Source organism: Gilliamella sp. App2-1, assembly GCF_001690255.1.
Classification (GTDB): domain Bacteria; phylum Pseudomonadota; class Gammaproteobacteria; order Enterobacterales; family Orbaceae; genus Gilliamella; species Gilliamella apicola_G.
In genome coordinates this window covers 13,609-36,938 of sequence record NZ_LZGR01000057.1, presented here as the reverse complement: position 1 = coordinate 36,938, position 23,330 = coordinate 13,609, and the positions used below count along the sequence as shown (strand labels likewise).

The following is a 23,330-nucleotide window of genomic DNA, read 5'->3' as shown; positions in this document are numbered from 1 at the left end:
TTTATACTAAAACGCATGGTTTCCTGAAACTTCTTGTCATGAGTTTTATATACAATAACTTCAAACTTCAATTAAGGTAATTATTTATGCTAAAAAGGTCTTGGCCTGTTTTGTTAATTTTTATTTCGATGATTTCGGTTCAAGGCAGTGCGTCTATAGCCAAATATCTATTTCCTGTGTTAGGGCCAGAGGGGATGACAGCTTGGCGATTATTTTTTTCGGCAATTATGTTAGTGTTAATCTTCAAACCGTGGCGCAAAGCAATGACAAAACAAGCACTGAAATACATATCTTTATATGGTATTTCAATTGGTTGCATGAATTTAGCGTTTTATAACGCAATCGCCAGAATTCCGCTTGGTATTGCTGTTGCCATTGAACTGACAGGGCCTATTATGGTGGCGATGTGCGCTTCACGGAAAGTGCTTGATTTTATTTGGTTAAGTGTTGCAATTATGGGGCTGGCTATGCTTTTACCTCTAACTCAAGCGTCAAGTAATTTAGATCCAATGGGTATTTTATTTGCGCTATTAGCGGGAAGTGGCTGGGCATGTTATATTTTATTTGGTCGCAAAGCGAGTGCTATTTATGGCTCAGCAAGTGTAGCGATTGGGTCGGGCATTGCTTCGTGCTTTTTATTTCCTATCGGCATCTGGCAAACTGGCAGTGCCCTGTTTTCGTTGGAGTTGCTACCACTGATTTTTGTGGTTTCGTTATTAGCATCGGCCATTCCTTATGGTTTGGATATGATTGCACTTCCCAAATTACCCGCGCAAACATTTAGTACATTAATGAGTTTGTCACCTGTTTTTGCCGCACTTTCTGGATTTATTGTTTTGCATGAACAATTAACCCACTATCAGTGGATAGCCATTGTGTTTATTATTATATCATCGATAGGTACAGTACTTACAATGAGCAGGCCAACAAAGGTTAAATCGATTAAACCAAGCAATTAAATTTGTCAATGGCAAGTATTATCGCGCTGTTTATAAGCGCGATATTTTTGCGGAAAAGTGATAGTGGTAGTTTGCTATCACTGATTTTCGTTGAAACAAGCGTTTGTAATGACTTAACGAGGCGGGAATCCCATACCGCCACCCATTAACCCTTTCATTTGGCGCATCATCTTCATCATGCCACCGCCTTTCATTTTCTTCATCATCTTTTGCATATCTTCAAACTGTTTTAAGAGTTTGTTAACATCTTGCACTTGGGTACCAGAACCGTTTGCAATACGGCGTTTGCGTGAACCTTTAATGATTTCAGGATTAGCGCGTTCTTTTAATGTCATTGAGCCAATGATAGCTTCCATTTTGATGGTGATTTTATCATCCATCTGCGCTTTGATATGATCAGGAAGTTGACCCACACCGGGTAATTTAGCTAGCAGAGTACCCATTCCGCCCATATTACGCATCTGCTTGAGTTGATCTTGAAAGTCATTAAAATCGAACTTATCGCCTTTTTTCAGTTTTTTGGCGATTTTCTCTGCTTTTTCGCGATCGACATTATGTTGTAATTCTTCAATCAAAGATAGCACATCACCCATACCTAAGATGCGCGAAGCAATACGATCTGGATAAAACGGCTCTAAAGCGTCAGTTTTTTCACCCATCCCTAAGAATTTTATCGGCTTACCGGTAATATGACGAATGGATAGCGCCGCACCACCACGCGCATCACCATCAACTTTGGTTAAAATTACACCGGTAAGTGGCAAAGCATCGTTGAAAGCTTTAGCCGTATTGGCTGCATCTTGCCCAGTCATGGCGTCAACCACAAATAATGTCTCAATTGGATTAATGGCTTGATGCAGTGCTTTGATTTCATCCATCATGGCGTTATCAACATGCAAACGACCCGCAGTATCGACAATAAGTACATCAAAGAATTGCAATTTTGCATGAGAAATAGCTTTATTTACAATACTGACCGGTTTTTCAGTAATATCAGATGGAAAGAACTCAACATCAATCGCTTTAGCCAGTGTTTCCAACTGTTTAATTGCAGCGGGTCGATAAACGTCGGCAGAAACCACGAGTACTTTCTTTTTCTGTTTTTCTTTTAGGAATTTAGCCAGTTTAGCAACGCTAGTTGTTTTACCGGCACCTTGTAACCCTGCCATTAACATAACAGCAGGTGGTTGGGTTGCCAAATTGAGCGAACTATTGACTTCACCCATTGCGCTTGTAAGTTCATCTTGAACTATTTTGATAAATTCTTGTCCCGGTGTTAGGCTCTTGCTGACGTCTAATCCAACGGCTTTTTCTTTAACTTGATTAATAAATTCACGAACCACTGGCAGGGCAACATCAGCTTCGAGTAATGCCATACGCACATCGCGCAACGCATCTTTAATATTGTCTTCAGATAGTCGCCCACGACCACTGATATTGCGGAATGTCTGTGATAAACGGTCGGTTAAATTTTCGAACATATTAACTCTCGTAATAAATAAAAAATTGTCATTATCATATCAGAAAATTTCAATAAGTCCCACGATCATAATTTTGCGCCAACTTGACAGCAAATTGCGATCCTGTTGAAATGAGGACAAACAAGAAGCGAATACCTTAACCATTTTAGTTATTAAAAAGCAGGGTAGATTATAAATAAGGAGAACATCGAGTATGGCAAAAGTAATTAGTACTGACAAAGCACCAGCCGCTATTGGGCCTTATGTTCAGGCGGTCGATTTAGGTAATATGTTATTTGCCTCAGGACAAATCCCACTAGATGCCGCTACAGGTGAAATGCCTAGTTGTGTGAAAGAACAAGCCAAACAAAGTTTAGCCAATGTTAAAGCGATTGTCACTGCGGCAGGTTATCAAGTCAGTAATATCGTAAAAACAACTATTTTTTTAGCTGATATGAATGATTTTGCTGCGGTAAATGCGGTATACGAAGCATTTTTCACTGAAAATAATGCCTCTTTCCCTGCTCGCTCTTGCGTGCAAGTTGCCCGAATTCCTAAAGATGCTAAAGTCGAAATTGAAGTCATTGCGGCTAAATAAATTTGCTTACCTGATTAGCACCAAAAGGTGCTAATTTTTGTCAAAAAGTTTCAGGAAACCATACGGTTTAGTGTAAAAAAGCGGGTTAAAACACGTTATATTTTTAGTTATCTCATCTATTACTTTTTACTATCAAAAATACAGCCATTTTCTAACCAAAGATCAAATTAATTATTTATTGTTAAACTGCTATTTAATGATTGATTGCCAATAAAGTTGGTGCAATAATCTACAAATATTTATTGTTGTTTTTTGTGCCAATTGGATTGTGAACATGTTTGAAAAAGTAGAATCGTATGCAGGGGATCCCATTTTATCGTTAGTCGCTGAGTTTATGAATGATAGCCGAGATAATAAAACGAATTTAAGTATTGGTTATTATTATGATGAAAACAGCGTCGTTCCCCAATTGCAATGTATAAAAACTGCTCGTGATGATATTTATCATCTCAATCAAGGTGCACAGCTGTATTTGCCAATGAGTGGTTTGCCAGCGTATTGCCAATCAATTCAGTCTCTATTATTTGGTGCAGATCATTCGGCTTATAAAGATAAACGTATCGCAACGATACAAACGTTAGGTGGTTCAGGTGCTCTTAAAATAGGGGCTGATTTTTTATTTCGCTATTTCCCAAAATCTGAAGTATGGGTCAGCGATCCAACATGGGAAAATCATATCGCTATTTTTAGCGGTGCCGGGTTTAAGGTAAACAAATATCCCTATTTTGATGAGCAAACTTGTGGCGTAAAATTTGAAGCAATGCTTGAAACATTAAATCAACTACCTGCTAAAAGCATTGTGTTACTTCATCCTTGCTGCCATAACCCAACCGGTGCAGATTTAACACATACGCAGTGGGATAAAGTGATTGAGGTGTTAAAGGCCCGTGATCTTATTCCATTTATGGATATTGCTTATCAAGGTTTTGGCGAAAGTATTGATGATGATGCCTATGCGATTCGAAAAATGGCAGAGACAGGCTTGTGTGGATTTGTTAGTAACTCATTTTCGAAAACATTTTCACTCTATGGTGAACGTGTTGGCGGATTATCTGTTTTATGTGATAACAGTCAAGCCGCTGGTCGCGTATTAGGGCAGTTACAAGCTACTGTTCGCCAAAATTATTCAAGTCCATCAGCTTATGGTGCGCAGTTAGTTAGTTATGTATTAAATCATCCAGAGCTTAAAGCGCAATGGTTTAAAGAAGTCGAATCAATGAGAAATCGCATTGTAACCATGCGATCAATTCTGGTTGAATTATTAAAAAAAGCTGTACCTGATCGTAATTTTGATTATTTGGTTAAACAGCGAGGCATGTTCAGTTATACCGGTTTTAATAAAGAGCAAGTTACACAATTGAAAGATAATTTTGCTGTTTATTTGGTGGGCAGCGGAAGGATGTGTGTAGCGGGTTTAAATCACCATAATATCGATCGTGTGGCAGAAGCATTTGCTACATTAAAATAAACATGTTACTAAAAGGAGTATATTTTATGTTCCATAAAGTGTTAATGTTAATATTAGGTATAGTAATGGCAACTTTAGTTGTTGGATGTAACACCGTTAAAGGTGTTGGTCAAGATGTTGAATCTGGCGGAAAGGCCATTTCACATACTGCCGAAAAAGTGAGTGATAAATTGTAACTAAGGATATATATGTCTAGCAATATTTTCGCTTTTTAACTATTTTTAGAGTAAAAATGTTACGTATTTTGTCTATAGTGATATTGTTCTTACTTACTGGGTGCGGTTCGTTAAACTTTCGAACGGCACCTTTAACGCTGGAAAATTGCCAGTATTCAAACCTATCAGGTCTTGAATTCTTATTAAATAAACTCCCCTCAAATATAAAAAATTATCAACATATTTATATTGCCCAAAGCCGAGAAAGCAAACTTTTACCAAGTCATTATGCCGGAATAAAAGGTAAATTAACTGATCAAATTTTGGTACGAGATTATCCCAAAGAAACATTTTGGCGAGCTCCAAATTTGTTCGAAAGGGCTTCTTTATATGATGATGGATACGATGACCTTTATATCAGTAAAGCTCAAAAAGAAGCGCGTGACCGTAAAGCCAAATTCGTAGTAAGACAAGCCGTGTTACAGAATTGCCAAATCGTTTATATCGCTATTGATTCTTTAGCCAAAGATAGGGATAATTCCTTACTAATTCAATCTAGTGATTTATCAATTATTAAACAGGCACAAAAATCACCAAGGCAAAAGAACTTAAAGGATTAAGCGATTGGTTAATTTTTTTCGGTATTGATTTAATTATAAATATTATTGGCGTTATTTTTCTTATTTTTTATGCATTAAATATGATTGTATTTAGTGGCATATGGTCACAATTACCTGATCCTCATTAGAACTTTACCTAGCTAATTTTAGTTGTTTTTTTAATGAAATCGGACTAACGAATTTAATTTTGCTTTTAAACGTCTATATCATATATCTATATTTTACTAAAAATTATAAATTTGCTATTTTTTTTATTACATTTAAAATCAGTGATATTGTTTTCATGCTATTAAATATATATTTAAACCTTTTAATATTGCAATTTGAATTTAATTTTTCTGATATCAGATGTATTGGTAGAGTAATCATTTCTAACTGTATTTGGATCCCTTATGTGTTAAAGTCAGTGCGAGTCAAAAATACATTTGTTAATGGTTGCTGTAGTGAAGGTAGTTGTAGCGCTATTATTAATTAATTTGTTTTAAGGAAATAAAATGACATCAAATTTAGAAAGTTCAGCTAGTGGGAAAGTCAAAAAAGCGGTTATCCCTGTTGCCGGTTTAGGGACGCGCATGTTACCAGCAACTAAAGCTATTCCAAAAGAAATGCTTCCGGTTGTTGACATGCCACTTATTCAATATGTGGTTAAAGAGTGTATTGCCGCAGGAATAACTGAAATTATTTTTGTTACACACTCATCAAAAAATTCAATTGAAAACCATTTTGATACCAGTTTTGAATTAGAAGCCATGTTAGAAGCCAGAGTTAAGCGTCAGTTATTGCAAGAAGTAAAATGCATTTTACCTAAGCATGTAACAATAACCAGCATCCGTCAAGGTTTAGCTCAAGGACTTGGTCATGCGGTATTATGTGCTTATCCATTGGTGGGTGATGAACCCTTTGCTGTCGTTTTGCCCGATGTGATTATTGATGAATATGAAAGTGATCTTACCAAAGATAATCTAGCGGCTATGATCAACAATTATCATGAAACCAAACATAGCCAAATCATGGTAGAGCCAGTGCAAAAAGAATTAGTGTCTTCTTATGGTATTGTTGATTGTCGTGGTGAGGCTCTATCAGCAGGTAATATTGCACAAATGTATAGTGTTGTTGAAAAGCCATCAATTGAAGAAGCGCCATCAAACCAATCGGTAGTTGGACGCTATGTATTATCTGAAAAGATTTGGCCTTTACTTGCCAAAACACCATTAGGTGCTGGTGGTGAAATTCAATTGACCGATGCAATTGCCATGCTACTTGAAGAAGATAGTGTTGATGCTTATTGCATAAAAGGCCGTAGCCACGACTGTGGTAATAAACTCGGTTATGTGCAAACCTTTGTTCAATACGCAATACGTCACAAAAGTTTAGGTAAAGATGTTAAAGCGTGGTTAAAGACGCTTTAGTTTTATATAACATCAAACAATATTAAAAAGACGCAGTTTGCGTCTTTTTTCATTCTTAAATTTGAATATTTTATTAATATCAATTTTACCTTTAAAAAGGTATGCAATTTTCGCGTATATTTTGTAGCTCCTTGGGACTATCTTCATAATAGTCTATTTTGGATATTTCAATGCGCTTTCCATCGTATTCAATACAATTGAATACGAGGGGATGCCGATAATAACCAAAAAATCGAGGTGTAACTTCAGTAATTTTGATGTTTTTTGGCTGTTGAGGTACTGGTTGACTAGCAAAAAAAGCATTATTTTTAAAAAAATAATAGCCACCACTAATAACCAATGTTAGAAAAACAGCTCCTAATGCCCAAAGTACTTTGTGGCTAATTGATTTACTTTTTTTTTCAATAACAATATTACTCATATCTTATTACCTATATTAACTTACTATCACAACACCAGCCTGCATTGAATGCGGCGGTTTGATTTATTTGTTTTAGTTAAGCATTATCATACTTAGCTAGTTATTCATTTATATCTAAATGTGTTAACGGAAGAAAACGATATAAATTACGATAGTTACTTAATATATTATTCACTTCTGCTTGTTGTTCTTCGGTTAATTGAGCACTAATTTGCGCTACTTTTGTTGTTGCTTTGGTTTGATTATATTCAACTAATAAACGATACCAAACTAAAGCTAACACATTATTTTTCGGAATTTCTATTCCTTGTTCATGCATTTGTGCAAGTTCAAACCATATTTTATAAATATCAGTCGAGGATAATTTTAAATTTGCATAAAAGTATTTTGAGAAGCGATTTTTTTGATAGTATTCGCTAATTTCAGGATCTAAATAGTACTGACTTAAATCATTTTGTAATAAAACTAATTTAGTATATTCAAACGTATTAATATTTGTATTTTCATAATAAAAAGCTAAAAGCCTTGCAGCAGCTGGGCTGCCTGATTTTAGTAATGTTTTTATATAAGGTAGCACGGTATTATTTGGCAAATTAACCTGTTTTTGTGCCAGTTCAAATATTGCATAAGGATTATTACCTGCAACTTGAACTTTAAGCATAGCTTGGAATTCTTTATATTGTTTTGATAATTTATAATATTGTAATTTTAAAAATGCTTTCTTGTGATCATTTTTATTACTGCTATCAATCCAACTAAAGAGCAACTCTTTCTTAGGTGTACAAATAAAAGAATCTGCACCGTTACTCATTTGACTTAACAACTCACCTTGTGCAAAAGTATCACCATTAGCTGCAAGTGACAATGCGGCTTTACAACCTTGATACGTTTTTAGCCCATTCCCATTTGAATCATGTCTTATTTGGTGATATGTGGCTTTATCGTTTTGGTTCTCTTCGCTTTGAGTTTGTAACCAATCCATTCCATCAACCATAACCGTTGGAGAACGGTACACTTGTTGATGATTAAGATATTGGGTTGTTAACCAATCAAATTCAGGATGAGATTTATCAATTGTGATCAAAAAATCCTGTGCGGGTTGATAACCTTGCTTAGCTGCCAAATCAAGATATTGCCAAGCCTCACGATAACTTTGCTCAACGCCTTTGCCTAAATAATAAATGACACCTAACCGATAATTTGCCTTTGAATTGCCTAATTCAGCCGCTTGTTGGTAATAGGTTATTGCTGTCTTTTCATCCTCAAGAATAAAGTCATATAACGTACCAAATTGATAAAGCGCTGTCGGATTGTTGGGTTTAATTTTTAATGCTGATTGATAAAGATCTATCAATTCATTAGTTGTTTTACCTTCAATATTTCTAGCATCACGATAAAAACCATAAGCCATTTCCTGTTGTTGGGCAAGTTTCAGCAAAAGAGGAATAGATTCAAATTTACGTAATAAAACATAACTTTCAACTTGAAGTGTTTCGACTAGATCTTCTATCAGTTTTTCATAAAAAACTTCTTTATCTTTAGGGTTATCTGCAAAAACAACGTCGATAACCTTTTGGGCTTCAGCAATATCAAAGTTGTTTATATAAAATGGCGTAATAACTTGATGTAAAAATTGATTTTGCAATGACATATCAGTTGAAGATGTAACGTATTTATATTTTTTTAAGTTCATCTGATAGTCTGTTAGGTCATCTTGGTACATGCCTAAATGATAATATTTTATTGCTTCTCCAATATCTTTTTCTACACCTAAACCATTTAAATAAAGCCACCCTAATTGGAAAGCTGCTATTTGTTTAGACTCTTTTGATATGTTAGATTGTTCGGCTACTTTTAATAACCATTTTGCTGCCCAAAGGTAATTAGGAGTATCTAATTTAGAACCGTCGGGTTGCCCACCATCCAAAAAGTAATTAGCCATTTGCATTGACGTTTCTAACATTTGTTCATCAACAAATTTTCCGGTATTATTTGCTGTATTTTCAAGCCAGTAGAGTGACTTTTTGGGATCATTGAGCTTATCTTGATAGAGTTTATAAAGTTGATATTGTGCAAGATTATAAACTCCCCAATCGGTACTTGTACTAGCTATTTTATAATGCTTGATTGCTTTAGTATAATCGGCTTTAACCTCCGTCCCTTCGTGATAAAGCAATCCTAACCAATAATGGGCTTCGCCGACGCCAATTTTTTTACCATTTGGCTGTGCTAACCAAAATGTGCCTTCAATGATTCGAAATTTTGCTTTGTCTGAAATCGGTGAGGCAGCCCTTTCTAACCAATAAAGCCCTTTTTTAATATCTTTAGGCACCAATTCTCCTTTAATATAAGCAATACCTAAATCTTTTTGGGCGATAGGGTATAAGTTTTCGGCCGATTTTGTTAAAAACTCGATATATTTATCGGCAGATTTATCGCGGCAACCTGACAATTTTTTATTATGATGACTAAAATATAACTGATTAGGGTGACAATAATAACTATCGTTTTTTGTTAAAGGGCTATAAGCCTGAGCGATTTTATATTGGGCAACGCTGTCTTTCTTTTCGATAGCTAAATACCAATCTTCTTGATAGATGACGCTTGCAAATGTGCAACATGGGAAAGCCAAAAACATGGACAATAAAAACAAAATTCTTATATTATTCATTTTATTACATCTTATTTTTTAGTACATTACAAAATAGATAACGATCTTCCTTCAATTTAGCGAAGTTGGATTAATGGAGTTTTATCAACTTCAAATGAAGAAAAATATAAACTAGGTTGATAATGAATTGCCTTTGCATCATAAAGCCGTTCGGTGTTTAGCAAAGGAGTTATATAATATTGTGTTAGGCGTTTATCTTTTGCCCAATCAGGAATATCGTTAAAGAAATAATGATAATAGACCCATTTTGACGTTTTACTGCGTTTATTATATCCTATTAAAACCGACTCAGTGTTATACACATCATTAATTTCAACTTTGCCAAAACAAAAACCCCCTTTTTCTGGATTAAAATACGTTTTACCTTCTTGGGATAATCGATATCTTGTGGCATAAGTTAATGACCCATCCAACTTGGTTATGGATAATTTACGTTTAGTTAATAAGTTTAAATCGACAAAGATATCTAATAGTTCATCATTCAGATTATCTTCACCGATATTGTCATCAAAAATATCTTTAGGAAATGATCTTACTTCTTTAGGTAAAGAATAACACAATGGTTGATTATTATTGATTGTCGATTGTAATTTATCTTTATTAATGTTGTTATCACAAGCCACAAGCGACAAACCACAAAGCAACATAAGTAGTGTTTTTAATTTCATTATTGATGCCATCCTTCGTAGATGTGGGTAATTAAACCAATTCCTGACACGCTATAAAGCTGATTGTTTTGATCTAAACTAAATGTAGCGATTGCGATTCTTGATGGATTATTAATATACGAATTTTGTTTTGATAAAATAGGCTCAATATTGGCAGGAAAATCTTCCACTTTATATTGGTACTCAACAGTAACATAATTACCAATCTTATCGGTTTTGCTTATTTTTTCAACCGTGACTTTACCAAAACAAAAACCAGAATGCCGTAATTTAGGCCAAGCCTTATAGTAGCGTTTCCCTTTTTCGGTGAGGTGATAAGTGTATCGATAATTTTGCTCAGAGTGACTTCTCACTTTGATCGACTCATCAACTAATTCGGCATCGACCGCCATCAATAGAGGCTCTGATACTAATCTAGAATAATCAAAGTGATAAGGGAATTTATCAATGTTTACAAATACAACGCATTCAACGGGTTCACCATTCTCATTAATTGCATCAAAACGTTGTTGAATTTCTTTTTGCCACTGTTCAGATGTTAAATTAAGTGTCGCATCCGCATGTGACTGATTACTAACGATGGTTAACATCAATGCCATACATAACTGACAAGATGATATATATTTCTTAAATTTCATAAAGTGTTAACGCCCTATACCTGTATCAGAATGATAATAAAATGGTTCAAAAAACAATGCATTTTGCAGGCTAGTTAATTCTTTTGAATCATGTTGTTGTTCCTTAGCATAAATAAGTTCAGTTAATGATATTGGAAAGCAACGTCCCTTATTCAGATAATCAAAATTTGCTATAGAAAGTGCCGAATCTGTTAACGCAAATTGACTACAGCGATAAACAGGTTGCTTATCAAATTGATATTCTGGTCGTGCTTTAATTTGCTTAGCCCAATCAAATTCGATTAGCGCAGAATTAGCTAACATATTGTTAGGGGTGTTGGTTAAAACAATCATATGATCTTTAACAAAAATGACTTGAGCAATAATCTGACCGGTAATAACTCCTTGTCTGTTATTTTCGCGGATACGTTCAAAGATATAACGATAACCAAATTTCATTGTGTGATTTTCAACATCTAATTGTGGCTCTATTAACCATTCAAAATGTTGATAGCGATTGTGGTAATTTATCACTTTGCGTTGTAAATGATTTTTTATTTCTTGCAGACGCAGAGGATCATCAAATTGCTTTTTTTCTGCCTTTAAATCAATATAGCCAACATTATGTATAGAAATACACAATTGATTATTATTGCTGTATGCAGGCATCAAAAAACGATTACAATTCTTTTCAAGAAAAGGGTTCTCATAATAAATATAACCTTTTGGTATAGTTAAATCAGCAATACCCTCAATATTAACCGTTTCAGGGCCTGTTAAATAGGTTTCATTATCGGTGTGATTTATTATATCGGTGTTTTCATTATGTTTTTTAGCAGCAAAATAGCTGACAATTTCACCTATTTTATCTTTGGGGATGTCAACGACCTTATTTTTTTTACCCTTCCAAGTATCTATTTCGACCGATTCATTAACATATCGGTTTAATAAGCACTCTTTTTCAATATCTAAAGGCCATACAATGTTATCTTGGGTATCTCTCAAAACGATCAAATCTTGCTTACAAGCACTGTTTTGAGTTTCATCGATTTTATCTTCATAGAATAAAACATGACCATCCTGATCCAAAATCTTGGTTAAAAATTCCCCATCTTTAGAGTCTTTTTTTGGTGATTTTGTTTTAGCATAAAACAGCACATGATCACCGACTTGAACGGTACTATAATTATCGTATTTGTCGAGAGTTTCGCCTTTAGAATTAATTAAACGGTAGTTATCTTCATTACTATCCTTTTTAACCCAACTTACCGAACTATAAAAAGGGGCGACTTGATAAAAACTATTTTCATAGAGCATTGTCCCTTCGTAATCGTAAAGTTGATATACCTTGTAATTATCTTGATAATTTTTCACCCAAAAATATTGACCAGAAAGATCTATATCCTCATCAAAATAATAGCTATCCATCTTCCATGCCTGTTTACCGATATTCACCTCTTTACCAGTTTTTTTGTTAATAAGGTATTTACTATTATTTTTGACACACAGCTGCATAATTTTATCGAGGGTTACGTCTTGGCAATGTGGATTGTATTTGGTGTTTAGCTCATTGGGATTCTTGCTGACAAATTGCCCCTGCAAGTCAATATACCCCTGTTTATTATCTTGTGTTTTTACTTCGGCGTAACCATTATTAAATGGATTGATTTTTTTATAATAAACGCCTTTGGGGGTAATTAAATGACCATCGGTATCAATTAAAACTGATACCTGGGTATCTTGATAGTCATAAGCCATTCTTTCATTACCTAAATACGTTAACGACCCACCGGGTTTGAAAGTTAAAATATCACCTTGTTTATCAAAAGAATATTCAAAGTTGTTAACTTGATTAAAATTATTAAAAAAAACATCATTACTTTTTTGTATAATCCAATAATGATCCCTATAAGTTATTGAGTTTCCATTCCCCTCATTATCGACAATTACCTTACCGCTACGATCAAGTAACAAATTCTTATAAGGCACATAAAGTCTTGCATCATCAGCATACGACGACATTGAAAAGCAAGCCAAACTTATTAGATATAAAGCGCTCTTTAATCTTTTTTTTATCACTTATTTATTTCCTTTCCTCAGTAATAACAATATTCCATTTATTCATTATTTACGGTTAGCGTTTATTGAATAATGGTAAAGCAAAGTTAATGATTATTAATATTTAATTCTAAAATAAACTGAGATTGATTTCTTGTTATTTTTTAAATAGAAATTTTGAAATGGGTATGTTAGTTTCGGTGGGAGGATGTTTTGGGATAAAAAATACAAAAAAAACATGGATAAAATCAATATTTTTATTTACTTTTTATAGGGAGTAAGAAGTTTTTGTTGTGGGGGAGAAAGGGTTGTGTCGGACGTTTGAATTTTGGATGAATAAGTGATTATGTTAGGGTTAACAGATAGTTATGTAAATAAATTGCCCCTTGCGTTACTCGTATCATCGATGATACGAGTAAAAAAAGCTTTATTGATTTTCCTTTGGATAAAAAGCTTTTAGAAATTTCTGTTTTACCCAAAAAATTTTAATCGCTCATTAAAAAATAGTCAGAAAAGCAATTGATTTTATTTAAGTTTTTTTGTTGTTTTTTGAAATTAATACCTACATCAGGTTAGAACAACTTTCTCATTGCCGTCAAACTTCTGACGGCTCATTTTCAAGGGTGATATGAGGATCGTTATACACAGCCATATCCATAAGGCCAATTTCACGATCAGTTGCCACAGCCGCTGTCATGGCGCCAGATACATTGGCTAAGGTTCGTGCCATGTCAATAATTGGATCCACGGCTAAAACCATCCCTATTAATGGGAAGTATTCAGCCATCCCCATACCAGATAAAACAACGGTTGCGGCAACGGTTGCTGTGCCGGGAATGCCGGCGATGCCGATTGAACCAATAACTACTACAATGACAAGCATAATATAAAATTGGATATTCGTTTCAATGCCAACCATATGGGCTACCATCACGGCAAGTAAAGCCGGGAAAAAACCAGCACAACCGTTCATTCCCATAGTGCTGCCAAGTGAGCCGACTAAATTTGCAGTGCCGGTATTCACTCCCATTCGAACGGTTAACGTTGAGATAGTCATAGGTAGTGAGCCAACTGATGAGCGACTAGTAAAGGCTAATAACCATGTTCCTAATGCTTTTTTGATAAACATGATTGGTGAAATACCATGAATCGAGACAATGGCGATATGCACAATTAGCATAATCAATGTGGCAATATAGATAGCGGCAACAAAGCTTGAAACCTGAATAATAGCCGGTATTCCATTAGAAATAATAGTGCGAGCCAGTAACGCAATGACTGCGTAAGGCATATATTTAATGATTGTCATCGCAATGGACATCACGATTTTGTAAAGCGCTTCGATAAATGTTTTAAAAAGTGCAATAGGTTGTGGATTCTTCTTTTCCATTCTATTGGCGGCAAGCCCCATTAAAGCCGAGAAGATGACTAATCCAACAATGTTTTCATTTACCATGGATGCAATAATATTACTTGGAATGAGATTCACAAAGGTATCAATAATATTGGTGTATTGTTTTGCTTGGGCTTGATGTACAGGGCTTGAGCTTATTTCACCTAAAGCAAATAGATTCGCTAGCAAAATACCGATGATACAGGCAATGGCTGTTGTAAACAGTAACCAAAAAATCCCTCTAAATGCAATTTGAGGTAGATTTTTTTTGCCCGAAAAGTCGAGAATCACTTTGACAATCGATACAAAAATAAGTGGTATCACTAACATTCGGATAAAGGCAATAAATGCTCGACCAAATAGCCCATACCATGTTGCGGTTTCCTGCATCCAAATGGTTGATGTATCAGGAAAGCCCGCTACAGCTTGAATGCCTAAGCCAAGCACAGCACCAAGGATTAAGCCAACTAACATACGAATTGAAAAATTGACTTTTTTATCTTGTAACGGTTTCATCACCGCAAAAAAACAGATGAGAAGTAGCCCAATACCAATGAGGGTTTGATAATGAGTTATTGATAGGAACTTTTCAAAAAAAGTCCCCTGAAAAATGGCATTTGACATAATTAGCCTCTCTTTTGATAATTCAATTATCTGGTTAACAATCTATGTTTAATAACATGATTTGATGTATAACGATAAATACATATTAATGCTGCTTATTTGGCTATAGAGCCGGCAATATTTAAAATATCCCAAGGTCTGGAAAAGGGTGGCGCATACAGAAAATCCATCATGGCCAATTCGTCAATTTTCATATTCGCCCATATAGCGGTTGCTAACGTGTTCACTCTTAATACCGCGCCCTGACCACCGGCTATTTGTCCACCTAAAATCACGCGCGTATCGGCATGATAAATAAGTTTGGCTGTTACACTTGTTTGTCCAGCAACATAATTACTGTGATTTTTATCTTTAACTATGACAGTTTTATAGGGGATTGCAGCTTTTTGGGCTTCGTTTTCAGTTAAACCAGTGCGCCCGGCTTCGATATCAAAAACTTTTAACGCTGAAGTGCCAATCGTGCCGGGATATTCGCAATGTCCGCCACCTAAATTTTCGCCTACAATTTTACCAAGCTTATTTGCTCCTGTGGCGAGCGGGATATATACCATTGAATGGCTAACTTTATGGTAAAGCGCGGCGCAATCGCCAGCGGCGTAAATATCCGCAATATTGGTTTGCCCTAAGCTATTGGTCATTATGGCACCATTTTCAAGTGTGTTGATGCCAAGATCTTTATAGATATCACTGTTTGGTTTTACGCCTGTTGCAATAATAACCATATCAGCGGGATATCGTCCTTTATCGGTAATCACATGCGTGACACTGTGTGAGCCTTCAAAGCCAAGTACTTGCTCTTGCAAGTGTAGGTCGCAATGTTGTTGAATATTTTCTTCAATTAGGTCGGTAATTTGTTCATCAAACGCATCGACAAGGATTCTGTCATCCAATTGGATTAATTTAACCTTTTTTTGTAAGGCGACCAGCGATTCAGCGATTTCAAGCCCAATATAGCCAGCACCGACAACAATAACATTTTGGGTGTTTTGGTCTGATAATACGTGTTTGATTGCTAACCCATCGTGCAGATCGCGTAATGTAAAAATGTTTTTTAGCTGACCATTTTTAAAAGCAGGCATAATAGGACTTGCGCCAACCGCCAGTAATAATTTATCGTAGTTGTCATCAAAGCAATGCCCAGTATTGTGATCTTTAATGGTTAATTTTTTTTGATTAACATCAATCGCCATGACTTCATGTAACGTTTTAATTTCAATACCATCTTTTTGAAATTGTTCTGGTGTTCGAGATATCATTTCATTGGCATCAGTAAAGTGGTTACCAATGAAATAGGGTAAACCACAAGCGCCAAACGAGACAATATTCGATTTTTCATAAATACGGATGGTTGCCTCTGGGTTCATTCTTTTGGCTTTTGCGGCAGCACTTGCACCTGCGGCTTGAGCGCCAATGATGATGATTTTCACTTAATTTTCTCCTCAGTGCTCAGATATTCAATGATTAATAATATCCTATCATACGTCATAAATTATTGGGGAGATAGATAGCTATTTAGCATTAATATTTATTAATTCAAAATTTGAATCATTTGAACGTTAACAATTACCAACTTTGTATCATCTTTTTAAGTCAAATGGCTTTTGTCAAAAAGTTTCAGGAAACTATGTGTTTGAGTATAAGTTTTTAAATATAATTGGTTGAGTATGATTGATTAACGCTATGATTAAATTAATCTGTAAGTCGCTCTCATTTAATGCGGGAATATAATAAAACGTTTTTCCGCCTGCATTAAAAAACAGTTCTCGATTTTCTTCATCAATTTCATAAAGGGTTTCAATACAGTCTACCGAGAAACCCGGGCAGATGACGTGCACATTTTTAATGCCACTTTGTGCCAATGCTTGTAGTGTCTCACTAGTACTTGGCGTAACCCATTTACCTTTACCAAATTTTGATTGATACGCCATTTGGATTGGTCGATTTAACCCATTTGCTCGACATTTTTCGATTAATAACTGCGTGGTCATTTCACAACGTTCAATGTAATCCTCTTTTCGTTTGTGAATATAACGTTCTGGGATACCATGATAAGAAAGCACGAGCACTTCAGGCTCTCCTTGATCTTGAAAAGCCTGTTTAATTTGTAAATAAAGTGCATTGATATAGCTTGGATGATCAGCATAATCACGAATATAACAGATATTATCAATGATTTGATCAGAGGCAATAATCTGTTTGAGTTTATCAAGTACTGCAAGAGTTGTGGTTGTGGAATACTGCGGAAAGAGTGGTAATACGGTAATTTTTGAACATGATCGAAGGTTATTCAATGCCGATTGAATATCCGGTTCACCATAAGTCATGGCTAATTCACATTGTATATTCGGTAAATGACGTTGTAATTTATCACATAATAATCGGCTATAATGCAATAAAGGTGATGCGCCATTTATCCAAATTTTTTGGTAATGGTGAATAATATAAGGTACTCGTTTGGGTATCACAAGAGACTTTAAAATGGGAGACCAAAACAGCTTTGGCAAATCAACGACATGCCGATCGAGCAAAAACTCGGTTAAATACTGCTTTATTGCATCTGGCGTTGTCGCACTTGGCGTGCCTAGATTAACCAATAATAGTCCTTGTTTTTTTTCCACAAGCAATCCTTATTTTGAGCAAAGATAATGGTTGATAATGTTAAGCAGCCGATCTAGTGCCCCTTGATTTTGTTTTAATACTTGATATGCCTGTTCGCCAATTTGCTGACTATTACTTTTATTTTCCAAAAGCGTATTAACCGCTGAATAAAGAGCGTCTGCTGAGCTAGCACAAATGATCATCCCGTTAGCTGAAATGAGCTGTTCACAAATAACTTTAAAATTGAAAAAGTGCTCGCCACTAATGATTGGGATGTGGTGGAGTGCTGGCTCTAATGGGTTATGCCCACCATGCTTCACTAAACTACCTCCAACAAAGGCAATATCGGCAATGCCATAAAGTTCTATTAACTCTCCCATTGTATCGCCCAAAATGACTTGTGTTTGTTTAGTCGGAACTTGGTTGCTACTGCGGTTGATATAATTTAACCCGCGGTCATTAATTAATTTTTCGACGGTTTTAAAGCGTTCAGGGTGGCGGGGAACAACGATTAATAACAAATCAGGGCATGTTTTTAATAATCGTTCAAAGGCAGACAAGATGATTTCATCTTCGCCACTATGTGTACTTGCAACAATAAAGACAGGGCGATTTAATTGCCATTGTTGTTTTAGCATTGCAATTTTTTGCTGCTGTTGAGCCGTTAAATCAATATCAAATTTAATACTGCCGGTTATGGCTAAATGATCACTCGGCAAACCCAGTGATACAAAACGCTCTCCATCTTGCTTATTTTGTGCGGCAATGGTGCTGATTTTTGATAGTAAATGGCTAATCGCCCGTCCTAGTTTGCGATATCGGTTAGCTGATCGTTCTGATAATCTAGCGTTGGCAAGAACCAGCGGAATATTTCGTTTGTAACACTGACAAATAAAATTAGGCCAAAGCTCAGTTTCCATAATAATCACTAATTTTGGCTGAATGGTTTTTAAAAAACGATTTATTGCGCAAGGCAAATCATAAGGTAAATAGACATGATAAACACTATCACCGAGTAACGATTTCACTCGCTCTGAGCCTGTTGGCGTCATGGTGGTCACGGTGATAGGTAAATTAGGATATTGTTGTTGCAATGCTTTGATTAGTGGGATAGCGGCAATCGTTTCCCCCACTGATACGGCATGCAGTAAAATACCATTAGATTCAACTTTATTTTGGCAAAAACCATAGCGTTCAAGCCAACGCTTACGATAAGCGGGCGCTTTACAGCTACGCCAAAGTAGCCTTAGCCAAACAAAGGGTTGAATCAAATATAATAAAACAGTATATAAAATTTGCATGCTAATTATTGGGTTAGATCAAAAAAGTGCTCGCGGTAATAAACCAGTTCGGCAATCGAATCACGAATATCATCAAGCGCTTGGTGCGAACTCTGTTTGCTAATCCCTTTTAACATTTCAGGCTTCCAGCGTTTAGCTAATTCTTTAATTGTACTAATATCTAAATAACGATAATGAAAATAACGTTCTAAATTAGGCATATAGTTAAATAAAAAACGACGATCTTGCCCAATGGTATTACCACAAATTGGTGAGCTGTTTTCAGGTACCCATTGTTTTAAAAATTCGATGGTTTGTTGTTCGGCTTGTTGTTCGCTAATGGTACTTGTGCGAACACGCTCGATGAGTCCTGATTTGCCGTGGGTATTTTGATTCCACTCATCCATTAATGCTAATTGCTCATCAGATTGATGCACGGCAATGACTGGTCCTTCAGCAAGGATATTTAAATTAGAATCGGTAACAATGGTTGCAATTTCAATAATGCGATCAGTGGTTGGATTAAGTCCTGTCATTTCAAGATCGATCCAAATAAGATTGCTACTGTTAATTTGTGATTGTTTGCTCATAATTTGCGATAGACATTTTCTTTTTGATACTGAGTAGTGTAGCATAACTGACAATCTGTTTTAGTAAAAAATGAGTGCTATGGCAAAAAATCAACTCTCCCAAAATCAAAAAAGGCGCGTAGCGGCAAAACATCAGCAACGATTAGCTATAAAACAAGATGAAAGTCTATCAAATTTTTCATCCCCTCGTGATGGTGTGGTGATAAGTCGTTTTGGTAAATCGGCTGATGTCGAAGATGATGCAGGCCTTATTTATCGTTGTAGTATTCGGCGCACGTTACCGTCGTTAGTCACTGGCGATAAAGTTTTGTGGCGCGAAAGTTTAGAGCCGAATACCAATGGTATCATTGAAGCGGTTCATCCTCGGCATTCGGAACTTGTTCGGCCTGATTTTTATGATGGTGTTAAACCTGTTGCCGCAAATGTTGATCAAATCGTGATTATTTCGGCTGTCTTGCCAGAACTATCACTAAATATTATCGATCGCTATTTAGTGGCTTGTGAAAGTACTGATATACAACCCATTATTGTTTTAAACAAAATTGATTTACTCAATGATCAGCAACGCGCTAATGTTGAAAAACAATTGGCGATTTATACTCATATTGGTTATCAATTATTATATGTTTCATGCCAAAATCAACAAGGTATTGCGGTATTGCAAGATGCCTTGCATGGTAAGGTTTCTATTTTAGTTGGACAATCTGGTGTGGGTAAATCAAGTATTATTAATTTGCTATTGCCTCATCAATCACAAACAGCGATGACTGGAGGTATTTCAGAAATATCAGGTCTTGGTCAACATACAACCACATCCTCTCGGCTTTACCACTTACCAAATGGTGGCGATATTATAGACTCACCAGGGATCCGCGAATTTGGCTTATGGCATTTAGAGCCAGAACAGGTAATTAGGGGGTTTAAAGAATTTGACAATTATTTAGGCGGTTGCCACTTTCGTGATTGTAATCACCTCGATACGCCAGGTTGTTTGCTACAAAAAGCAATGCAAGACGGCCAAATTGCTCCATCAAGGCTTGATAACTATCATCGAATTTTACAGACAATGCAAGAGGTAAAGGCAAAAACGAATAAAAGCTATAAGTAATAAGCTTTAATCAAAATTAAAAAATTTTAATTTTAGTTAGTTTAGTAAAGATAGGTGAGATTATTATTTGTTGCTACTCACAAGCTGTGAAATTTAAATTGTGAGTAGCAAAATAAACAATATTAGTTATTAACGATTTTTTAGTGCAAAGCCGATAGCTACATATGCCCAACCTTGGAAGACAAGGTCAATACCTAAAAACATACCTAATATCCAAAGACTGTCATACGGCCATCCTATAATAACCATAAAACCCAAAATTAATGTAATCATACCGGAAATGAGTACCCATCCCCAACGAGGTAAATTACGGTTGATCATAGCGGAAAATATTTGTGTAAAGCCACTCATCATTAATAAGAGCGACATCACTAATGTTAAGGCAGATGAAACAGCAACAGGTTTGAGAAATGACATTAAACCAATAAATATGTATAAAATACCCATTACTGCCCATAAGGCTGATTGGCCAAAACTTTTAATGCTAAAAGAATGTAATGTTTGGGCAAGTCCTGCAATTAAAATTAATGAGCCAATAAAATAGACAGAAAAAACGGTAGCAATGAACTGATAACCTAATGCTAAGCACCCTAATACAATTAAAATAACACCGACTAAAATAAACCAGCTTGATTTTTCTTTAAGAGCGTGGAAATTGTTTTCGTTAGATATCATGTTATTTACCTATTTTTATGAGTTAATTTTGGATTTCAAATTCAAACCACTGCTAAGACTTATAGTCTGTCAACAGCGATTAGTAAATGAAAAGAAAGGTCGTGAAGGTACAATTTATTGCGCAGTAATTCGATTTTATGCAAACTTTCACTGCGTATATAAATTAGTCAATATAATAAAGCTAAATTGTGAATTAGCTTTTATCTTTCAGTGCTTCATCTAACGTTGAATAGAACATGAGTTTGTTAGAAATAGGAACAATTTTGGCGCGAGCTAATGTTTTTAATGGTTGAAATTGTAATTCACAAATTGATAGATCAACATGTTCAGGTAATTCATCGATAAAATGTATTAAAGCATTGAGTCCACCAGCATCAAGAATAGGTACCGCATCCCATTGTAGTACTATGTGTTCATATCCATTAATCTTTTGATATATCTCTAAAAATGTGCGTTCAGCAGCAGCAAAAAACAGTGACCCATTAATACGTAACACCAAGGTTTTGTTGTCACTGCGATTAAGTTCAACTAACCGAGTCATTCGAGCGATACGACGCATAAATAAAATTGATGCCAGCACAATCCCAAGTGTAATTGCAATCACCATATCAAATAGTACTGTGAGCGACATGCAAATAAGCATAATTAAAATATCATCTTTTGGCGCACATTTAATAATGTAAATGACGCGTTGAACTGCACTCATATTCCATGCCACGATAAGTAATAATGCTGCCATAGCAGAAAGTGGAATAAATGATAATGCGGGTGCAAAGCAGATCAGTGCAAGTAACACAACGAGTGAATGCAACACGGCAGCAATCGGCGAAGTCGCTCCCGCTTTGACATTTACAGCCGACCTTGCGATAGCTGCAGTTGCTGAAATCCCACCAAAAAAGGGCGCGATAATATTTCCTAACCCTTGGCCAATCAGTTCGCTATTTGAGTGATGTTTAGTGTGTGTCATTTCATCTAATACGACAGCACAAAGTAGTGATTCAATTGCGCATAACATTGCCATGGTTAACGAAATCGGCAATAAGGCGGTCAGTGTTGACCAATCCCAATTAAATTCAGCATGCTGCCAAGGTAAAACAAATTCTGGTAATACAGAGGGTATGCCGTGACCTATTGTATTATCGGCTAGCGTATAGGTAAATCGTGAACCGATGGTTTCAATTTGATAACCAAATTGATTAAAAATAAACATGACAGCAATGCCAGCAACCAGTGCCGGTAAGTGCCCCGATATTTTGACTTTAAGTTTTGGCCATACAATTAACACCATCAGTGTTACTATTCCGACTATAGTGTCAGCAATATTTATGGTGGGTAGTGTTTTCGTTAACTCAATAACTTTTTCAATATAGCGCTCTGGCATATGCTCAAGCGTCAAGCCAAAAAAATCTTTAATTTGCATGGTTGCTATAGTTATGGCAATACCTGATGTGAAACCTAATACCACGGGTAATGGAATGTATTCGATTAATCGCCCTAGTCGAATCAATCCCATTAATACAAGAAATATGCCAGACAGTAATGTTGCAACGAGTAATCCAGATAACCCATATTGTAACGATACAGGGTATAAAATAACCACAAATGCCGCAGTAGGGCCTGAAACACTAAAACGTGACCCACCCGTTAATGCAATCACAAAGCCCGCTATAATTGCGGTGTATAGCCCATACTGTGGTGGTACACCACTAGCGATTGCTAGTGCCATTGCTAGTGGTATAGCAATTATACCAACAGTTATTCCGGCTATTAGATCTTTGATAAAACGAGTTGTGTTATAAGGAGTACTTATACATGCAGATATAAATGCACAGCTAATTTTGGTGCCAGAAAGGCCATATAATTTCATTATTTTTGTTTAATTAAAGGGAAGTTATCTTAAATTCCTAATAAGATAATCTTTTTTGCAAAAAATAAAAGTGTGTTTTGAAAATAATCCT

Annotated in this window: 21 protein-coding genes; 8 read left to right on the top strand and 13 right to left on the bottom strand. The window is 35.7% G+C overall.

Annotation, left to right across the window (positions count from 1 at the left end; genetic code table 11):
- Positions 1-86: 86 nt before the first annotated feature.
- On the top strand, positions 87-959 hold the full coding sequence (locus A9G22_RS08025; protein ID WP_075508663.1) for an EamA family transporter: 873 nt from the start codon (positions 87-89) through the stop codon (positions 957-959).
- A gap of 113 nt (positions 960-1,072) precedes the next feature.
- On the opposite strand, the gene ffh is transcribed toward A9G22_RS08025, so the two are convergent.
- Positions 1,073-2,440 (bottom strand): signal recognition particle protein, encoded by a 1,368-nt coding sequence (gene ffh / locus A9G22_RS08020; protein ID WP_065587215.1) that lies wholly within the window; start codon positions 2,438-2,440, stop codon positions 1,073-1,075.
- 193 nt (positions 2,441-2,633) lie between these two features.
- Between ffh and A9G22_RS08015 the strand changes: the two genes are divergently transcribed.
- The 6 genes from A9G22_RS08015 to galU all read left to right on the top strand — a co-directional run bounded on the left by A9G22_RS08015 (position 2,634) and on the right by galU (position 6,669).
- Positions 2,634-3,017 (top strand): RidA family protein, encoded by a 384-nt coding sequence (locus A9G22_RS08015; RefSeq protein ID WP_065587216.1) that lies wholly within the window; start codon positions 2,634-2,636, stop codon positions 3,015-3,017.
- A gap of 274 nt (positions 3,018-3,291) precedes the next feature.
- Positions 3,292-4,485, top strand: a complete 1,194-nt coding sequence (locus A9G22_RS08010) for an amino acid aminotransferase (RefSeq protein ID WP_075508662.1) — start codon at positions 3,292-3,294, stop codon at positions 4,483-4,485.
- A gap of 44 nt (positions 4,486-4,529) precedes the next feature.
- On the top strand, positions 4,530-4,661 hold the full coding sequence (locus A9G22_RS11130) for an entericidin A/B family lipoprotein (RefSeq protein ID WP_176700253.1): 132 nt from the start codon (positions 4,530-4,532) through the stop codon (positions 4,659-4,661).
- A gap of 56 nt (positions 4,662-4,717) precedes the next feature.
- On the top strand, positions 4,718-5,260 hold the full coding sequence (locus A9G22_RS08005) for a hypothetical protein (RefSeq protein WP_075508661.1): 543 nt from the start codon (positions 4,718-4,720) through the stop codon (positions 5,258-5,260).
- A gap of 166 nt (positions 5,261-5,426) precedes the next feature.
- A complete protein-coding gene (locus A9G22_RS11855; protein WP_081297006.1) occupies positions 5,427-5,735 on the top strand; it encodes a DUF2569 family protein in 309 nt (102 codons plus the stop codon).
- A 19-nt stretch (positions 5,736-5,754) separates the two neighbouring features.
- Positions 5,755-6,669: a UTP--glucose-1-phosphate uridylyltransferase GalU gene (galU, locus tag A9G22_RS08000; protein ID WP_065587219.1), complete on the top strand. Its 915-nt coding sequence runs from the start codon at positions 5,755-5,757 to the stop codon at positions 6,667-6,669.
- A 91-nt stretch (positions 6,670-6,760) separates the two neighbouring features.
- Here galU and A9G22_RS07995 read toward each other — a convergent pair whose 3' ends face one another.
- From A9G22_RS07995 to orn, 10 genes are all read right to left on the bottom strand, one after another.
- Positions 6,761-7,090 (bottom strand): hypothetical protein, encoded by a 330-nt coding sequence (locus A9G22_RS07995; protein ID WP_075508660.1) that lies wholly within the window; start codon positions 7,088-7,090, stop codon positions 6,761-6,763.
- A gap of 100 nt (positions 7,091-7,190) precedes the next feature.
- Positions 7,191-9,761, bottom strand: a complete 2,571-nt coding sequence (locus A9G22_RS07990) for a tetratricopeptide repeat protein (protein ID WP_082264519.1) — start codon at positions 9,759-9,761, stop codon at positions 7,191-7,193.
- Between the two features lie 56 nt (positions 9,762-9,817).
- A complete protein-coding gene (locus A9G22_RS07985) occupies positions 9,818-10,429 on the bottom strand; it encodes a hypothetical protein (RefSeq protein ID WP_065587222.1) in 612 nt (203 codons plus the stop codon).
- Positions 10,429-11,067, bottom strand: a complete 639-nt coding sequence (locus tag A9G22_RS07980) for a hypothetical protein (protein WP_141670010.1) — start codon at positions 11,065-11,067, stop codon at positions 10,429-10,431. Before A9G22_RS07980 ends, A9G22_RS07985 begins: the two co-directional genes overlap by 1 nt.
- Before the next feature lie 6 nt (positions 11,068-11,073).
- Positions 11,074-13,125 carry a WG repeat-containing protein gene (locus A9G22_RS07975; RefSeq protein ID WP_141670009.1) on the bottom strand — a complete coding sequence of 684 codons (2,052 nt, stop codon included), beginning with the start codon at positions 13,123-13,125 and terminating at the stop codon, positions 11,074-11,076.
- A gap of 574 nt (positions 13,126-13,699) precedes the next feature.
- Positions 13,700-15,121: a cation:dicarboxylate symporter family transporter gene (locus A9G22_RS07970; protein WP_075508657.1), complete on the bottom strand. Its 1,422-nt coding sequence runs from the start codon at positions 15,119-15,121 to the stop codon at positions 13,700-13,702.
- Positions 15,122-15,216: 95 nt separating this feature from the next.
- Positions 15,217-16,548 carry a CoA-disulfide reductase gene (locus A9G22_RS07965; protein WP_075508656.1) on the bottom strand — a complete coding sequence of 444 codons (1,332 nt, stop codon included), beginning with the start codon at positions 16,546-16,548 and terminating at the stop codon, positions 15,217-15,219.
- A gap of 195 nt (positions 16,549-16,743) precedes the next feature.
- Positions 16,744-17,739, bottom strand: a complete 996-nt coding sequence (gene hemH, locus A9G22_RS07960; protein ID WP_176700251.1) for a ferrochelatase — start codon at positions 17,737-17,739, stop codon at positions 16,744-16,746.
- Positions 17,740-17,748: 9 nt separating this feature from the next.
- Entirely contained in the window at positions 17,749-19,020 is a 1,272-nt protein-coding gene (gene waaA / locus A9G22_RS07955) for a lipid IV(A) 3-deoxy-D-manno-octulosonic acid transferase (protein ID WP_075508654.1), read from the bottom strand.
- A 5-nt stretch (positions 19,021-19,025) separates the two neighbouring features.
- On the bottom strand, positions 19,026-19,589 hold the full coding sequence (gene orn / locus A9G22_RS07950) for an oligoribonuclease (protein ID WP_065587229.1): 564 nt from the start codon (positions 19,587-19,589) through the stop codon (positions 19,026-19,028).
- A 79-nt stretch (positions 19,590-19,668) separates the two neighbouring features.
- On the opposite strand from orn, the gene rsgA reads away from it, so the two are divergent.
- Positions 19,669-20,697, top strand: coding sequence for a small ribosomal subunit biogenesis GTPase RsgA (gene rsgA / locus A9G22_RS07945; protein WP_065638471.1), 1,029 nt, complete (start codon positions 19,669-19,671; stop codon positions 20,695-20,697).
- A gap of 129 nt (positions 20,698-20,826) precedes the next feature.
- Here the strand turns inward: rsgA and A9G22_RS07940 are convergent, their stop codons facing one another.
- Positions 20,827-21,372: an HdeD family acid-resistance protein gene (locus A9G22_RS07940; RefSeq protein ID WP_065587231.1), complete on the bottom strand. Its 546-nt coding sequence runs from the start codon at positions 21,370-21,372 to the stop codon at positions 20,827-20,829.
- Positions 21,373-21,565: 193 nt separating this feature from the next.
- Positions 21,566-23,239 carry a C4-dicarboxylic acid transporter DauA gene (gene dauA / locus A9G22_RS07935; RefSeq protein ID WP_075508653.1) on the bottom strand — a complete coding sequence of 558 codons (1,674 nt, stop codon included), beginning with the start codon at positions 23,237-23,239 and terminating at the stop codon, positions 21,566-21,568.
- Positions 23,240-23,330: the final 91 nt, after the last annotated feature.

What these genes read in the sequence shown, in the direction of transcription:
- A9G22_RS08025 (WP_075508663.1), top strand. Translation starts at nt 87, where the DNA reads ATGCTAAAAAGGTCTTGGCCTGTTTTGTTAATTTTTATTTCGATGATT.
- ffh (WP_065587215.1), bottom strand. Translation starts at nt 2,440, where the DNA reads ATGTTCGAAAATTTAACCGACCGTTTATCACAGACATTCCGCAATATC.
- A9G22_RS08015 (WP_065587216.1), top strand. Translation starts at nt 2,634, where the DNA reads ATGGCAAAAGTAATTAGTACTGACAAAGCACCAGCCGCTATTGGGCCT.
- A9G22_RS08010 (WP_075508662.1), top strand. Translation starts at nt 3,292, where the DNA reads ATGTTTGAAAAAGTAGAATCGTATGCAGGGGATCCCATTTTATCGTTA.
- A9G22_RS11130 (WP_176700253.1), top strand. Translation starts at nt 4,530, where the DNA reads ATGTTAATATTAGGTATAGTAATGGCAACTTTAGTTGTTGGATGTAAC.
- A9G22_RS08005 (WP_075508661.1), top strand. Translation starts at nt 4,718, where the DNA reads ATGTTACGTATTTTGTCTATAGTGATATTGTTCTTACTTACTGGGTGC.
- galU (WP_065587219.1), top strand. Translation starts at nt 5,755, where the DNA reads ATGACATCAAATTTAGAAAGTTCAGCTAGTGGGAAAGTCAAAAAAGCG.
- A9G22_RS07995 (WP_075508660.1), bottom strand. Translation starts at nt 7,090, where the DNA reads ATGAGTAATATTGTTATTGAAAAAAAAAGTAAATCAATTAGCCACAAA.
- A9G22_RS07990 (WP_082264519.1), bottom strand. Translation starts at nt 9,761, where the DNA reads ATGAATAATATAAGAATTTTGTTTTTATTGTCCATGTTTTTGGCTTTC.
- A9G22_RS07985 (WP_065587222.1), bottom strand. Translation starts at nt 10,429, where the DNA reads ATGAAATTAAAAACACTACTTATGTTGCTTTGTGGTTTGTCGCTTGTG.
- A9G22_RS07980 (WP_141670010.1), bottom strand. Translation starts at nt 11,067, where the DNA reads ATGAAATTTAAGAAATATATATCATCTTGTCAGTTATGTATGGCATTG.
- A9G22_RS07970 (WP_075508657.1), bottom strand. Translation starts at nt 15,121, where the DNA reads ATGTCAAATGCCATTTTTCAGGGGACTTTTTTTGAAAAGTTCCTATCA.
- waaA (WP_075508654.1), bottom strand. Translation starts at nt 19,020, where the DNA reads ATGCAAATTTTATATACTGTTTTATTATATTTGATTCAACCCTTTGTT.
- orn (WP_065587229.1), bottom strand. Translation starts at nt 19,589, where the DNA reads ATGAGCAAACAATCACAAATTAACAGTAGCAATCTTATTTGGATCGAT.
- rsgA (WP_065638471.1), top strand. Translation starts at nt 19,669, where the DNA reads ATGGCAAAAAATCAACTCTCCCAAAATCAAAAAAGGCGCGTAGCGGCA.
- A9G22_RS07940 (WP_065587231.1), bottom strand. Translation starts at nt 21,372, where the DNA reads ATGATATCTAACGAAAACAATTTCCACGCTCTTAAAGAAAAATCAAGC.
- dauA (WP_075508653.1), bottom strand. Translation starts at nt 23,239, where the DNA reads ATGAAATTATATGGCCTTTCTGGCACCAAAATTAGCTGTGCATTTATA.